The 13,222-nt window shown below is 53.1% G+C and carries 13 protein-coding genes; 8 read left to right on the top strand and 5 right to left on the bottom strand.

Translation table 11 applies throughout. The annotated features are described in order from the left end of the window. Positions 1 to 22 precede the first annotated feature (22 nt). The gene (ygiF, locus tag AB4H76_RS03980) at positions 23 to 1,324 is read right to left on the bottom strand and encodes an inorganic triphosphatase (protein WP_000046281.1); all 1,302 of its coding nucleotides are present in this window, start codon (positions 1,322 to 1,324) and stop codon (positions 23 to 25) included. 241 nt (positions 1,325 to 1,565) lie between these two features. On the opposite strand from ygiF, the gene AB4H76_RS03975 reads away from it, so the two are divergent. Both AB4H76_RS03975 and cca read left to right on the top strand, forming a co-directional pair. Then, on the top strand, positions 1,566 to 2,186 hold the full coding sequence (locus AB4H76_RS03975) for a TIGR04211 family SH3 domain-containing protein (protein ID WP_001125331.1): 621 nt from the start codon (positions 1,566 to 1,568) through the stop codon (positions 2,184 to 2,186). A gap of 63 nt (positions 2,187 to 2,249) precedes the next feature. Beyond that, positions 2,250 to 3,488 carry a fused tRNA nucleotidyltransferase/2',3'-cyclic phosphodiesterase/2' nucleotidase/phosphatase Cca gene (gene cca / locus AB4H76_RS03970; protein ID WP_000708487.1) on the top strand — a complete coding sequence of 413 codons (1,239 nt, stop codon included), beginning with the start codon at positions 2,250 to 2,252 and terminating at the stop codon, positions 3,486 to 3,488. 180 nt (positions 3,489 to 3,668) lie between these two features. Here cca and bacA read toward each other — a convergent pair whose 3' ends face one another. Together bacA and folB are read right to left on the bottom strand one after the other, a co-directional pair. After that, complete coding sequence (gene bacA / locus AB4H76_RS03965) at positions 3,669 to 4,490, bottom strand: undecaprenyl-diphosphate phosphatase (protein WP_001281927.1); 822 nt, start codon at positions 4,488 to 4,490, stop codon at positions 3,669 to 3,671. A gap of 89 nt (positions 4,491 to 4,579) precedes the next feature. Further along, on the bottom strand, positions 4,580 to 4,948 hold the full coding sequence (gene folB / locus AB4H76_RS03960) for a bifunctional dihydroneopterin aldolase/7,8-dihydroneopterin epimerase (RefSeq protein WP_001295541.1): 369 nt from the start codon (positions 4,946 to 4,948) through the stop codon (positions 4,580 to 4,582). 104 nt (positions 4,949 to 5,052) lie between these two features. Between folB and plsY the strand changes: the two genes are divergently transcribed. Further along, positions 5,053 to 5,670: a glycerol-3-phosphate 1-O-acyltransferase PlsY gene (gene plsY / locus AB4H76_RS03955; RefSeq protein WP_001272796.1), complete on the top strand. Its 618-nt coding sequence runs from the start codon at positions 5,053 to 5,055 to the stop codon at positions 5,668 to 5,670. 12 nt (positions 5,671 to 5,682) lie between these two features. Here plsY and ttdR read toward each other — a convergent pair whose 3' ends face one another. Further along, positions 5,683 to 6,615 carry an L-tartrate utilization transcriptional activator TtdR gene (gene ttdR / locus AB4H76_RS03950; protein ID WP_000935206.1) on the bottom strand — a complete coding sequence of 311 codons (933 nt, stop codon included), beginning with the start codon at positions 6,613 to 6,615 and terminating at the stop codon, positions 5,683 to 5,685. A 206-nt stretch (positions 6,616 to 6,821) separates the two neighbouring features. Between ttdR and ttdA the strand changes: the two genes are divergently transcribed. From ttdA to ttdT, 3 genes are read left to right on the top strand one after another with little or no spacing between them, the layout of a single operon-like run. After that, complete coding sequence (ttdA, locus tag AB4H76_RS03945) at positions 6,822 to 7,733, top strand: L(+)-tartrate dehydratase subunit alpha (RefSeq protein WP_000986797.1); 912 nt, start codon at positions 6,822 to 6,824, stop codon at positions 7,731 to 7,733. Continuing rightward, entirely contained in the window at positions 7,730 to 8,335 is a 606-nt protein-coding gene (gene ttdB / locus AB4H76_RS03940; protein ID WP_000722957.1) for a L(+)-tartrate dehydratase subunit beta, read from the top strand. The genes ttdA and ttdB overlap by 4 nt, the downstream gene beginning before the upstream one ends. 47 nt (positions 8,336 to 8,382) lie before the next feature. Further along, positions 8,383 to 9,846, top strand: a complete 1,464-nt coding sequence (gene ttdT, locus AB4H76_RS03935) for an L-tartrate/succinate antiporter (RefSeq protein WP_000804973.1) — start codon at positions 8,383 to 8,385, stop codon at positions 9,844 to 9,846. A 42-nt stretch (positions 9,847 to 9,888) separates the two neighbouring features. On the opposite strand, the gene tsaD is transcribed toward ttdT, so the two are convergent. Further along, a complete protein-coding gene (tsaD, locus tag AB4H76_RS03930) occupies positions 9,889 to 10,902 on the bottom strand; it encodes a tRNA (adenosine(37)-N6)-threonylcarbamoyltransferase complex transferase subunit TsaD (RefSeq protein WP_085452720.1) in 1,014 nt (337 codons plus the stop codon). Between the two features lie 237 nt (positions 10,903 to 11,139). Here tsaD and rpsU point away from each other — a divergent pair, with 237 nt between their 5' ends. Both rpsU and dnaG read left to right on the top strand, forming a co-directional pair. Beyond that, entirely contained in the window at positions 11,140 to 11,355 is a 216-nt protein-coding gene (gene rpsU, locus AB4H76_RS03925; protein WP_001144069.1) for a 30S ribosomal protein S21, read from the top strand. Positions 11,356 to 11,465: 110 nt separating this feature from the next. Further along, entirely contained in the window at positions 11,466 to 13,211 is a 1,746-nt protein-coding gene (gene dnaG / locus AB4H76_RS03920; protein WP_000918827.1) for a DNA primase, read from the top strand. Positions 13,212 to 13,222: the final 11 nt, after the last annotated feature.

The raw sequence follows: 13,222 nt of genomic DNA, 5'->3' as shown, positions 1-13,222 counted from the left end.
AAGCGATTTTATCCTTGCCTGATTAACGTTTTCCGCTGTGCAACCAGAACGGTTCCTGATTGTTTGCCTCATTACGGAAATGTTCAATTTCGATGCGTTGCCCGGTCGCAATAGCGTGATGCAGCCCCTGCCAGTTCTCCAGCCAGGCTTGCGCGACGACAGGATCATAGTAACCCGCCAGCAACAGTATTGAGTCAATATCACGCGTCAGGCGTGGCAACTGGTCACGGTAGCGATCGCCTAACGGCTGGCAGAAAACGCTTTTCAGTTCAGCGGCATGGCGGGAAAGATGGATATCGGCAAAGCGTTTGAAGGAGTCGCTGATTTTGCCCTGCGCTTTGGCATCTAAAAATGGCTGCCATGCTTTGCTTACCAACCATTCGGTCAACGCCAGCTTCGCCATTGCCGTTTCGGTAGAGTAGACCGCCGTCACGGCAGACACCGCAGAAGCAATGGTCGCCTCGCATTGAGTCAGCAGATCACGTAAGTGAGTGCTCGCTTTACGCGGCACAATACCACCGAACAGCATCAGCGTATGACGGACCAGGCTAATGGCTGCCAGCACCTGTTCTTTCGCCGCATCGTTGCCGCGTACCCACAGTTCTTCATGATACTGCCATTGCGCTAACGCCAGCTCGAGCGCCGCTTCCAGCCCCTGTTCCACATCGGCTTTTGCCGCAACATGCAAAATGGTGGTCGGTTTGATTTCACGCGCCGGATTGCCCTGCGCCAGATGATAGCCACGCGCCGCTTTGCTCAGGCTGCCCTGGCGTAATCCGGTTTGCGATACCAGTTGGTTCGCCAGTTTCAGCACCGCGCGCGTGTCGCCGCTAAGCAGTTCCAGTTCCAGCTCACAGATAGGTTCAGCAAATTCACCCGCTTTCACTTCCCCCTGGTCGAGGGCGATTTCAATTTGGCTACCATCGACCGCCACCAGCCATTTTTCGCGATAAAAATCGGTGCTGAACAGCGGCTGCACGCGGGAGGCGAGATCGGCGGGCAATTCGCCGTTCGGCCAGACTTCCGTCGGTAACTGCGCCAGGTCGAGCGTCGGTTCGCTCAACGCCACGTTATATTCCGGGCGCTGATGTAAGCCGCCTGTCACTCTTCCTGCAACTTTCATGGTCATCTCATAGCGACCGTTTTCGCCACGAATACGTAAGCCCATATCGTGCCCACGCAGCCAGTTATCCGGCGTTTCGTAGTAAATATTCAGCAACTGCACGGGGTCATGGTGCTCGCCGCCCAGCGTATTGAGATGGTCACGCAACGCCTCAACGGCACTGTGATTAACAATAAACTTTAATTCGATTTCCTGAGCCATGGCCTTTACTTATCGGTTATGTCACATAAGTGACGATGAACGGCGAACTTAATGCGATCTTTTTTGTCAGTAGATAGTATTTTGCGCCAAATTGCCATGCAACGGGCAATTTGACGGGCGTAAAAGTTTGAAGCAGTGGCAAGACCTGACACAGAGGATTCCGATTGATGTCGAATGCTTTGCGTAGCGACACTGATGCCACTACTATCGTTCCACTTTCCATGACAATAACGACAGCCTGATGCCAAAATTACGCCTGATCGGATTAACTTTACTCGCACTTAGCGCGACTGCCGTCTCACACGCTGAAGAAACGCGCTATGTTTCCGACGAACTGAATACCTGGGTCCGCAGCGGTCCGGGAGATCATTATCGCCTCGTGGGCACGGTTAACGCCGGCGAGGAAGTGACCTTATTACAAACTGACGCCAACACCAATTATGCCCAGGTGAAAGACAGCTCTGGCCGTACCGCCTGGATCCCGTTGAAACAACTTAGCACTGAGCCAAGCCTGCGCTCCCGTGTGCCAGATCTGGAAAATCAGGTCAAAACCCTGACCGATAAACTCACCAATATCGATAACACCTGGAATCAGCGCACCGCAGAAATGCAGCAAAAAGTGGCGCAGAGCGACAGCGTGATCAACGGGTTAAAAGAAGAAAATCAGAAACTGAAAAACGAGCTGATTGTCGCGCAGAAAAAGGTCGATGCCGCCAGCGTACAGCTGGATGACAAACAGCGCACCATCATCATGCAATGGTTTATGTATGGCGGTGGCGTGCTGGGGCTTGGCTTGCTGCTCGGTCTGGTACTGCCGCACCTGATCCCAAGCCGCAAACGCAAAGATCGCTGGATGAACTAAATCGCCTTCTTCGTTGCACTGTCTTATTATTAGGAATTGTGTATTTGACGAAGGGATGATGGCGTGAAGATTTATCTGGTCGGTGGTGCTGTTCGGGATGCATTGTTAGGGCTACCGGTCAAAGACAGAGATTGGGTGGTGGTCGGCAGTACGCCACAGGAGATGCTCGACGCGGGCTACCAGCAGGTAGGCCGCGATTTTCCTGTGTTTCTGCATCCGCAAACGCATGAAGAGTATGCGCTGGCACGTACCGAACGGAAATCCGGTTCCGGTTACACCGGTTTTACTTGCTATGCCGCACCGGATGTCACGCTGGAAGATGATCTTAAGCGTCGCGATCTGACCATTAATGCGCTGGCCCAGGACGATAACGGCGAGATTATCGACCCGTACAACGGTCTGGGCGATCTGCAAAATCGTCTGTTGCGCCATGTTTCCCCCGCTTTTGGCGAAGATCCGTTACGCGTATTGCGCGTGGCGCGTTTTGCTGCGCGTTATGCCCACCTCGGTTTTCGTATTGCCGATGAAACTCTGGCGTTGATGCGCGAGATGACCCATGCGGGTGAACTGGAACACCTGACGCCTGAACGGGTATGGAAAGAGACGGAAAGCGCCCTCACCACCCGCAATCCACAGGTGTTCTTCCAGGTACTGCGCGATTGCGGCGCACTGCGCGTTTTATTCCCGGAAATTGACGCACTGTTTGGCGTTCCGGCCCCTGCCAAGTGGCATCCGGAAATCGATACGGGTATTCATACCTTAATGACGCTCTCAATGGCGGCGATGCTGAGTCCGCAGGTCGATGTCCGTTTCGCAACTTTATGCCACGATCTCGGTAAAGGGCTGACGCCGCCAGAACTCTGGCCGCGTCATCATGGTCATGGCCCGGCGGGTGTTAAGTTAGTGGAACAACTATGCCAGCGTCTGCGCGTGCCAAATGAAATTCGCGATTTAGCCAGACTGGTGGCTGAGTTTCACGATCTCATCCACACCTTCCCAATGCTGAACCCAAAAACCATCGTCAAATTATTTGATTCCATCGATGCCTGGCGTAAACCGCAGCGTGTCGAGCAACTGGCGCTGACCAGCGAGGCTGACGTGCGCGGCAGAACCGGTTTTGAATCAGCGGACTACCCGCAAGGCCGCTGGTTGCGCGAAGCCTGGGAAGTGGCGCAGTCAGTGCCGACAAAAGCCGTCGTTGAAGCGGGATTTAAAGGTGTGGAGATTCGCGAGGAGCTGACCCGACGGCGGATTGCGGCGGTAGCCAGCTGGAAGGAACAACGTTGCCCAAAGCCTGAATGAGTATTGGGCATTTTGCCGGATGCGGCGTAAACGCCTTATCCGGCTACATGTCAACGACAGTTGTAGGCCTGATAAGACGCGCAAGCGTCGCATCAGGCGTTGATTGCCGGATGCGGCGTGAACGCCTTATTCGGCCTACGCAATCGTTGACAACGCCAAGCATCCGACACTATTCCTCAATTAAAAGAACACGACATACACCGCAGCCGCCACAATAAAGCGATAAATGGCGAACGGGATAAACGAAATGCGCTTAATCAATTGCAGGAAGGTTTTAATCGCTATCAGCGCCACCACAAAAGCGGTGATAAACCCAACGGCAAACATCGGGATATCGCCGCTTGTCAGGAAGCCCCAGCTTTTGTAGAGATCGAGCGCCGTTGCGCCCATCATCATCGGCACCGCCAGCAGGAACGAAAACTCGGAAGCAGCGTAACGGCTCACCCCCATCAGCATCCCACCTGAAATGGTCGCCCCGGAACGGGAGAAACCCGGCCACAGCGCCAGACACTGGAAACAGCCAATCATAAATGCCTGACGATAGGTCATATCATCAAGACCCGGCGCACGCGGCTCTTTCGGCTTCAGGCATTCGGCGGCAATCAGCAACAAACCGCCAACGACCAGCGCATACATCACATTTATCGGGTTAAACAATGACTTAATCGTGTCGTGGAACAACAGCCCCAATACCACCGCCGGAATCATCCCCAGCAAAATGTGGATCAGCGTTAAACGACCTTTGCTTTCACCTTCGTGCTGCAACGGGCGGCCAAAGTGGATGCCAATCAGGCCAAACAGACGCCGCCAGAACATCACTACTACCGCCAGAATTGATCCTAACTGGATCACAACTTCAAAGGTTTTCGCCGTGTCGCCCTCAAACCCCAACAAGTGACCGACAATAATCATATGGCCCGTGCTGGATACCGGCAGAAATTCTGTCAATCCTTCGACCACACCCAATATTGCCGCTATCAGCAGCGAGTGCATATCGCTCATCAATAAACCCCTAAATTATTAAAATGTACCGCTTGTCCGAACTACTGCGTATGACCAGGTTATAACCGTTTGGTTTAACAGCTGTAAAATTAATTATTTTCTTTCAGATTATTGCCACGCTCAATGATTACGCCAACATTCGCCGCCCGCGCCACTGCGCCTGGCTTGCTGAGTTTGATACGCACCCACGGCGAGTTGAAGCGTGCTAACAGCAGCTCCGCCACCTCTTCAGCCACGCGTTCCACCAGCGCAAAACGCGCCCCCTCGACGTGGCTGACCACCGTTTCTGCAATGTCAGCGTAACTGAGGCAATCCGCCACATCATCACTTTTCGCCGCTTTACGGTTATCCCACGCCATTTCGATATCGAACACTAACTTCTGTTCGATGGTCTGTTCCCAGTCGTAAACACCAATAGTGGTGATTACCGAAAGTTGCTCTATAAATACAATATCCATCACGTCCTGCCTGCTTTTTGGCTAACCGGATACCACTTCCGGCGAAATGTGCGTATTATCCACAGATTCATCGTTGAACACGAATTTTCAAAACGGAACAGCTTATGAGTGCAATCGCGCCTGGAATGATCCTCATCGCGTACCTCTGCGGCTCCATTTCCAGTGCCATTCTGGTTTGCCGCTTGTGTGGGCTGCCCGATCCGCGAACCAGCGGCTCCGGCAATCCAGGCGCAACCAATGTGTTACGTATCGGTGGCAAGGGAGCAGCCGTAGCAGTACTGATTTTCGACGTTCTGAAAGGAATGTTGCCCGTCTGGGGCGCGTATGAATTAGGTGTCAGCCCCTTCTGGCTAGGCTTAATTGCCATCGCCGCCTGTCTTGGACACATCTGGCCCGTTTTCTTCGGATTTAAAGGAGGAAAAGGCGTTGCTACCGCTTTTGGTGCCATCGCACCCATTGGCTGGGATCTCACCGGAGTAATGGCGGGAACCTGGTTACTGACCGTGCTATTGAGCGGATACTCGTCGCTGGGAGCGATTGTCAGTGCACTGATTGCTCCGTTTTATGTCTGGTGGTTTAAGCCACAATTCACCTTCCCGGTTTCGATGCTCTCTTGCCTGATCCTGCTGCGTCATCATGACAACATCCAACGTCTGTGGCGTCGTCAGGAGACAAAAATCTGGACGAAATTCAAAAGAAAGCGCGAAAAGGATCCCGAGTGATTTCTGGTGGATCTACATGACCTGATAGCCTTCATCGGGCTTGCCCAGCCGTTGCTGGCACCATGCCGCCAGAAATTCCACGCAGACACGTAATTTCATGCTGCGATAGAGCGGCTCCCGGTAAACAGCCCAGATATTGGCGCTTTGTGCATACTCTGGCAATACTTGCACCAGTTTGCCACTCTCCAGAAACGGCAACACATCCCACTCGGAACGCAGCATAATCCCTTTGCCCTCCAGCGCCCATTGCAGCACAATCTCGCCGCTATTGGAGGAAAGATGCCCGCTTACCTTCACCGATTTTTTCTCCTGACCGTTCCCCAACTCCCATATTCCATGGGTCATATCGCGCTCTTTGGTCACCAGACAGTCATGACGACTTAATTCCTGTAGGGATTGTGGCTGCGGATATTTTTGCAGATACTCAGGTGCTGCGCATAATATTCTTTTATTTTTTGTCAAAAGATGCGCAATATAATAATCAGGAATTTCGTCATTAATACGAATATCCAGATCAATATTATCCTGCACTAAATCAATTTGCCGATCGAACAATTCAAAATGCACCTGTAACTCAGGATAATTGCGCATCAGTTCGGTAATAGCTGGCGCAATATGGCTGCGCCCAAAACCAAAACTGCAACCAATACGAATCATCCCCTCCGGGCGCGTTTTGATTTGCGTGACGTCATCGACCAGTCGCTGATATTGGGTGAGGATTTCCAACGCATGTTCGTAACAACGTTGGCCACTTTCAGTCAGCGCCACGCCGCGAGCGGAGCGGTTCAGCAGCGTTGTTGCCAGCGTATTTTCAAGGATTTGGATCCGCTTGGTGACAAATGCAGGCGTCTGCCCAAGCGTCGCCGCTGCGGCGCTAAAACTCCCGCTGTGAACGATTTCTACCAGTACCTGCAAGTCTTTGGCTAAAGGCCAGCTATTCAGCATCGTTAATTATCCGCAGTTGTGATAAGCGCAGTGTATTTCGCAAAACATTGCCATTCCCTGCTCTGGCGCAATATTCATTCTTATTTTCGCGTTGATTCACGAACTGTTAATTACATATTCACGGTGGCAAAAAATATAAAACCACATTTTTAGTGGTAGTTTGTGGCGGTGAATTTTTCCAGACAAATACAAAAACTGGAGTTGCCATGATGAGCGAAAGTAATAAGCAACAGGCAGTGAATAAGTTGACAGAGATTGTCGCTAACTTTACCGCCATGATTTCTACCCGAATGCCTGATGACGTGGTGGATAAACTAAAACAGCTAAAGGATGCCGAAACGTCGTCGATGGGGAAAATTATCTACCATACGATGTTCGACAACATGCAAAAAGCGATTGACCTGAATCGTCCTGCCTGTCAGGACACCGGGGAGATTATGTTCTTCGTTAAAGTCGGTTCCCGCTTCCCACTGCTTGGCGAGCTGCAAAGCATACTCAAACAAGCCGTGGAAGAGGCAACCGTCAAAGCGCCACTACGTCACAATGCGGTAGAAATTTTTGACGAAGTAAACACCGGCAAAAATACCGGTAGCGGCGTACCGTGGGTCACCTGGGACATCATCCCCGACAATGACGATGCGGAAATCGAAGTTTACATGGCAGGCGGCGGCTGCACGCTACCTGGCCGCTCGAAAGTGTTAATGCCGTCAGAAGGCTACGAAGGCGTGGTGAAATTCGTCTTCGAAAATATCTCCACCCTCGCCGTAAACGCCTGTCCACCGGTACTGGTGGGCGTGGGCATCGCCACCTCGGTGGAAACCGCCGCCGTACTCTCGCGTAAAGCCATTTTGCGCCCGATTGGCAGCCGCCATCCCAATCCAAAAGCGGCAGAACTGGAGCTACGCCTGGAAGAAGGACTCAACCGTCTGGGGATTGGTCCACAAGGGCTGACCGGCAACAGTTCAGTGATGGGCGTACATATCGAATCTGCCGCCCGCCATCCGTCAACCATCGGCGTTGCTGTCTCTACCGGCTGCTGGGCGCATCGTCGCGGCACGCTGCTGGTTCATGCCGATCTCACCTTTGAAAATCTGTCTCACACCCGGAGCGCGTTATGAAAAAGATCCTGACAACCCCGATCAAAGCTGAAGATCTGCAAGATATTCGCGTCGGCGATGTGATCTACCTGACCGGTACGCTGGTGACCTGCCGCGACGTTTGTCACCGCCGTTTGATCGAACTGAAACGTCCGATCCCTTACGATCTCAACGGCAAAGCGATTTTCCACGCTGGCCCCATCGTGCGCAAAAACGGCGACAAATGGGAGATGGTCTCCGTCGGCCCGACAACCAGTATGCGTATGGAAAGTTTTGAACGTGAATTTATTGAGCAGACCGGCGTGAAACTGGTGGTTGGCAAAGGTGGTATGGGGCCGCTGACCGAAGAAGGCTGCCAGAAATTCAAGGCGCTACATGTGATTTTCCCGGCAGGCTGCGCGGTGCTGGCGGCAACCCAGGTGGAAGAGATTGAAGAAGTGCACTGGACAGAGCTCGGAATGCCGGAGTCACTGTGGGTCTGCCGGGTCAAAGAGTTCGGCCCGCTGATTGTCTCTATTGATACCCACGGCAACAACCTGATAGCCGAAAACAAAAAGCTGTTCGCCGAACGCCGCGATCCCATCGTGGAAGAGATCTGCGAGCACGTCCATTACATCAAATAACCCTCCCGGAGAGGCTCACCCCTCTCCTTTTTCGCAGGCATAACACGATGAAACCTTCCACTGAATGGTGGCGATATCTTGCGCCGCTGGCGGTCATCGCCATTATTGCTCTACTTCCGGTTCCCGCAGGGCTGGAGAACCATACCTGGCTCTACTTTGCCGTTTTTACTGGCGTGATCGTTGGACTGATCCTCGAACCCGTGCCGGGTGCCGTGGTGGCGATGGTGGGTATATCCATCATCGCCATACTCTCTCCCTGGCTGCTGTTCAGCCCGGAGCAGCTCGCTCAGCCAGGCTTTAAATTCACTGCAAAATCCCTCTCGTGGGCCGTTTCCGGTTTTTCTAATTCGGTTATCTGGCTGATTTTCGCCGCCTTTATGTTTGGCACAGGCTATGAAAAAACCGGGCTTGGACGCCGCATTGCGCTGATTCTGGTGAAAAAGATGGGGCATCGTACGCTGTTTCTCGGCTATGCGGTGATGTTCTCCGAGCTGATCCTGGCACCTGTAACACCGTCCAACTCGGCGCGTGGTGCGGGGATTATCTATCCCATCATCCGTAACCTGCCACCGCTCTATCAATCACAACCAAACGACAGCAGTTCACGCAGCATTGGCTCGTACATCATGTGGATGGGGATTGTTGCCGACTGCGTGACCAGCGCCATTTTCCTGACGGCGATGGCACCAAACTTGCTGTTAATTGGACTGATGAAAAGCGCATCTCACGCCACGCTGAGTTGGGGCGACTGGTTCCTCGGGATGTTGCCGCTCAGCATTTTACTGGTTCTGCTGGTTCCCTGGCTGGCTTACGTGCTGTACCCGCCGGTGCTGAAGTCTGGCGATCAGGTGCCGCGCTGGGCAGAGACGGAACTGCAGGCAATGGGCCCGCTCTGTTCGCGTGAAAAACGGATGCTGGGGCTGATGGTAGGCGCGCTGGTGCTGTGGATTTTCGGCGGTGATTATATCGATGCCGCGATGGTCGGTTACAGCGTGGTGGCACTGATGCTGCTTCTGCGCATTATCAGTTGGGACGACATTGTCAGTAATAAAGCGGCGTGGAACGTTTTCTTCTGGCTGGCCTCGCTTATCACCCTCGCCACCGGACTCAACAACACCGGTTTTATTAGCTGGTTTGGCAAACTGTTAGCAGGCAGCTTAAGTGGTTATTCGCCGACGATGGTGATGGTGGCATTGATTGTGGTGTTTTATCTACTGCGCTACTTTTTCGCCAGCGCCACGGCGTATACCTCCGCCCTCGCACCGATGATGATCGCCGCCGCGCTGGCGATGCCGGAAATCCCGCTGCCGGTGTTCTGCCTGATGGTTGGCGCGGCAATTGGTCTGGGGAGCATTCTTACACCATACGCCACCGGACCCAGTCCGATTTACTACGGTAGTGGTTATCTGCCAACGGCGGATTACTGGCGACTGGGGGCGATTTTTGGGCTGATATTCCTCGTATTGCTGGTGATTACCGGCTTACTGTGGATGCCCGTGGTGTTGCTTTAAGTAAGGACGGTGCCGGAAATTGCTCTCCGGCACCCGATAGTTTTACGCGGCCGGTAACTCCGCCAGCGGCCAGCGCGGACGCACGCTAACGCCGAGATCCGCCGTCGCGCCTGCTTTAAACCGCACCATTCCGGCATAGGCGATCATCGCGCCGTTATCAGTACAAAACTCCGGACGCGCGTAGAACACTTCGCCGCGGCGTTTTTTCATCATTTCAGCCAGCTTCGCCCGTAACGTACGGTTAGCACTCACGCCGCCTGCCATGACCAGTCGCTTAAAGCCAGTCTGAGCCAACGCTCGCTTGCACTTAATCATCAGCGTATCGACCACCGCATCTTCAAAGGCGCGGGCGATATCAGCACGCGTCTGGTCGTCGGTGCCGTTGTCACGAATGGTATTTGCCGCGAAGGTTTTCAGACCGGAGAAGCTGAAATCCAGCCCCGGACGGTCGGTCATCGGACGCGGGAAGACAAAGCGCCCGGCAGTACCCTGAGCCGCCATTTTCGACAGTAACGGTCCGCCAGGATAATCCAGCCCCAGCAGCTTCGCGGTTTTATCAAACGCTTCACCGGCGGCATCATCGATAGACTCGCCGAGCAGCTCGTACTGACCAATGCCAGTCACGCTGATTAACTGCGTATGACCGCCGGAAACAAGCAGCGCAACAAACGGAAATTCCGGCGGGTTATCTTCCAGCATCGGCGCTAACAGATGCCCTTCCATATGGTGTACAGGGATCGCCGGAACGTCCCAGGCAAACGCCAGAGAACGCCCCACGGTCGCGCCAACCAGTAGCGCGCCGACTAATCCAGGGCCTGCGGTATAGGCCACAGCATCAATGTCTTTTGCCGTTAAACCAGACTCCTTTAGCGCCGCCTGAATCAACGGTACGGTTTTACGCACATGATCGCGGGAGGCCAGTTCAGGCACGACGCCGCCGTAGTCAGCGTGCAATTTCACCTGACTATACAATTGGTTGGCTAACAAACCTTTTTCATCGTCGTAAATGGCGATGCCGGTTTCATCGCAGGAAGTTTCAATACCCAGTACACGCATGACTTGTTTTACCTCGCTTTATTACCGCGCAGTGTAGGACCAATGCGGGTTGATGTAAAACTTTGTTCGCCCCTGGAGAAAGCCTCGTGTATACTCCTCACCCTTATAAAAGTCCCTTTCAAAAAAGGCCGCGGTGCTTTACAAAGCAGCAGCAATTGCAGTAAAATTCCGCACCATTTTGAAATAAGCTGGCGTTGATGCCAGCGGCAAACCGAATTAATCAAAGGTGAGAGGCACATGCCGGTAATTAAAGTACGTGAAAACGAGCCGTTCGACGTAGCTCTGCGTCGCTTCAAGCGTTCCTGCGAAAAAGCAGGTGTTCTGGCGGAAGTTCGTCGTCGTGAGTTCTATGAAAAACCGACTACCGAACGTAAGCGCGCTAAAGCTTCTGCAGTGAAACGTCACGCGAAGAAACTGGCTCGCGAAAACGCACGCCGCACTCGTCTGTACTAATTCCCCGAGAGCGTTGCTCTCCGATCAGACCGAGTTGTAGTTGTAAGGCCGTGCTTCCGAAAGGAATGCGCGGCTTATTTTCGTTTATGAATTGCTAAAAATCGGGGCCTATGGCTGGACGAATCCCACGCGTATTCATTAATGATCTGCTGGCACGCACTGACATCGTCGATCTGATCGATGCCCGTGTGAAGCTGAAAAAGCAGGGCAAGAATTTCCACGCGTGTTGTCCATTCCACAACGAGAAAACCCCGTCCTTCACCGTTAACGGTGAGAAACAGTTTTACCACTGCTTTGGATGTGGCGCGCACGGCAACGCGATCGACTTCCTGATGAACTACGACAAGCTCGAGTTCGTCGAAACGGTCGAAGAGCTGGCAGCAATGCACAATCTTGAAGTGCCATTTGAAGCAGGCAGCGGCCCCAGCCAGATCGAGCGCCATCAGAGGCAAACGCTTTATCAGTTGATGGACGGTCTGAATACGTTTTACCAACAATCTTTACAACAACCTGTTGCCACGTCTGCGCGCCAGTATCTGGAAAAACGCGGATTAAGCCACGAGGTTATCGCTCGCTTTGCGATTGGTTTTGCGCCCCCCGGCTGGGACAACGTCCTGAAGCGGTTTGGCGGCAATCCAGAAAATCGCCAGTCATTGATTGATGCGGGGATGTTGGTCACTAACGATCAGGGACGCAGTTACGATCGTTTCCGCGAGCGGGTGATGTTCCCCATTCGCGATAAACGCGGTCGGGTGATTGGTTTTGGCGGGCGCGTGCTGGGCAACGATACCCCCAAATACCTGAACTCGCCGGAAACAGACATTTTCCATAAAGGCCGCCAGCTTTACGGTCTTTATGAAGCGCAGCAGGATAACGCTGAACCCAATCGTCTGCTTGTGGTCGAAGGCTATATGGACGTGGTGGCGCTGGCGCAATACGGCATTAATTACGCCGTTGCGTCGTTAGGTACGTCAACCACCGCCGATCACATACAACTGTTGTTCCGCGCGACCAACAATGTCATTTGCTGTTATGACGGCGACCGTGCAGGCCGCGATGCCGCCTGGCGAGCGCTGGAAACGGCGCTGCCTTACATGACAGACGGCCGTCAGCTACGCTTTATGTTTTTGCCTGATGGCGAAGACCCTGACACGCTAGTACGAAAAGAAGGTAAAGAAGCGTTTGAAGCGCGGATGGAGCAGGCGATGCCACTCTCCGCATTTCTGTTTAACAGTCTGATGCCGCAAGTTGATCTGAGTACCCCTGACGGGCGCGCACGTTTGAGTACGCTGGCACTACCATTGATATCGCAAGTGCCGGGCGAAACGCTGCGAATATATCTTCGTCAGGAATTAGGCAACAAATTAGGCATACTTGATGACAGCCAGCTTGAACGATTAATGCCAAAAGCGGCAGAGAGCGGCGTTTCTCGCCCTGTTCCGCAGCTAAAACGCACGACCATGCGTATACTTATAGGGTTGCTGGTGCAAAATCCAGAATTAGCGACGTTGGTCCCGCCGCTTGAGAATCTGGATGAAAATAAGCTCCCTGGACTTGGCTTATTCAGAGAACTGGTCAACACTTGTCTCTCCCAGCCAGGTCTGACCACCGGGCAACTTTTAGAGCACTATCGTGGTACAAATAATGCTGCCACCCTTGAAAAACTGTCGATGTGGGACGATATAGCAGATAAGAATATTGCTGAGCAAACCTTCACCGACTCACTCAACCATATGTTTGATTCGCTGCTTGAACTGCGCCAGGAAGAGTTAATCGCTCGTGAGCGCACGCATGGTTTAAGCAACGAAGAACGCCTGGAGCTCTGGACATTAAACCAGGAGCTGGCGAAAAAGTGATTTAACGGCTT

The sequence above is a fragment of the Escherichia sp. UTM R2 genome, assembly GCF_048593455.1.
In the GTDB taxonomy this organism is placed as follows: Bacteria; Pseudomonadota; Gammaproteobacteria; order Enterobacterales; family Enterobacteriaceae; genus Escherichia; species Escherichia coli.
The sequence above is the reverse complement of the archived record's forward strand: the minus strand, read 5'-3'. Positions and strand labels throughout refer to the sequence as shown.

What these genes read in the sequence shown, in the direction of transcription:
- ygiF (WP_000046281.1), bottom strand. Translation starts at nt 1,324, where the DNA reads ATGGCTCAGGAAATCGAATTAAAGTTTATTGTTAATCACAGTGCCGTT.
- AB4H76_RS03975 (WP_001125331.1), top strand. Translation starts at nt 1,566, where the DNA reads ATGCCAAAATTACGCCTGATCGGATTAACTTTACTCGCACTTAGCGCG.
- bacA (WP_001281927.1), bottom strand. Translation starts at nt 4,490, where the DNA reads ATGAGCGATATGCACTCGCTGCTGATAGCGGCAATATTGGGTGTGGTC.
- folB (WP_001295541.1), bottom strand. Translation starts at nt 4,948, where the DNA reads ATGGATATTGTATTTATAGAGCAACTTTCGGTAATCACCACTATTGGT.
- plsY (WP_001272796.1), top strand. Translation starts at nt 5,053, where the DNA reads ATGAGTGCAATCGCGCCTGGAATGATCCTCATCGCGTACCTCTGCGGC.
- ttdR (WP_000935206.1), bottom strand. Translation starts at nt 6,615, where the DNA reads ATGCTGAATAGCTGGCCTTTAGCCAAAGACTTGCAGGTACTGGTAGAA.
- ttdA (WP_000986797.1), top strand. Translation starts at nt 6,822, where the DNA reads ATGATGAGCGAAAGTAATAAGCAACAGGCAGTGAATAAGTTGACAGAG.
- ttdB (WP_000722957.1), top strand. Translation starts at nt 7,730, where the DNA reads ATGAAAAAGATCCTGACAACCCCGATCAAAGCTGAAGATCTGCAAGAT.
- ttdT (WP_000804973.1), top strand. Translation starts at nt 8,383, where the DNA reads ATGAAACCTTCCACTGAATGGTGGCGATATCTTGCGCCGCTGGCGGTC.
- tsaD (WP_085452720.1), bottom strand. Translation starts at nt 10,902, where the DNA reads ATGCGTGTACTGGGTATTGAAACTTCCTGCGATGAAACCGGCATCGCC.
- rpsU (WP_001144069.1), top strand. Translation starts at nt 11,140, where the DNA reads ATGCCGGTAATTAAAGTACGTGAAAACGAGCCGTTCGACGTAGCTCTG.
- dnaG (WP_000918827.1), top strand. Translation starts at nt 11,466, where the DNA reads ATGGCTGGACGAATCCCACGCGTATTCATTAATGATCTGCTGGCACGC.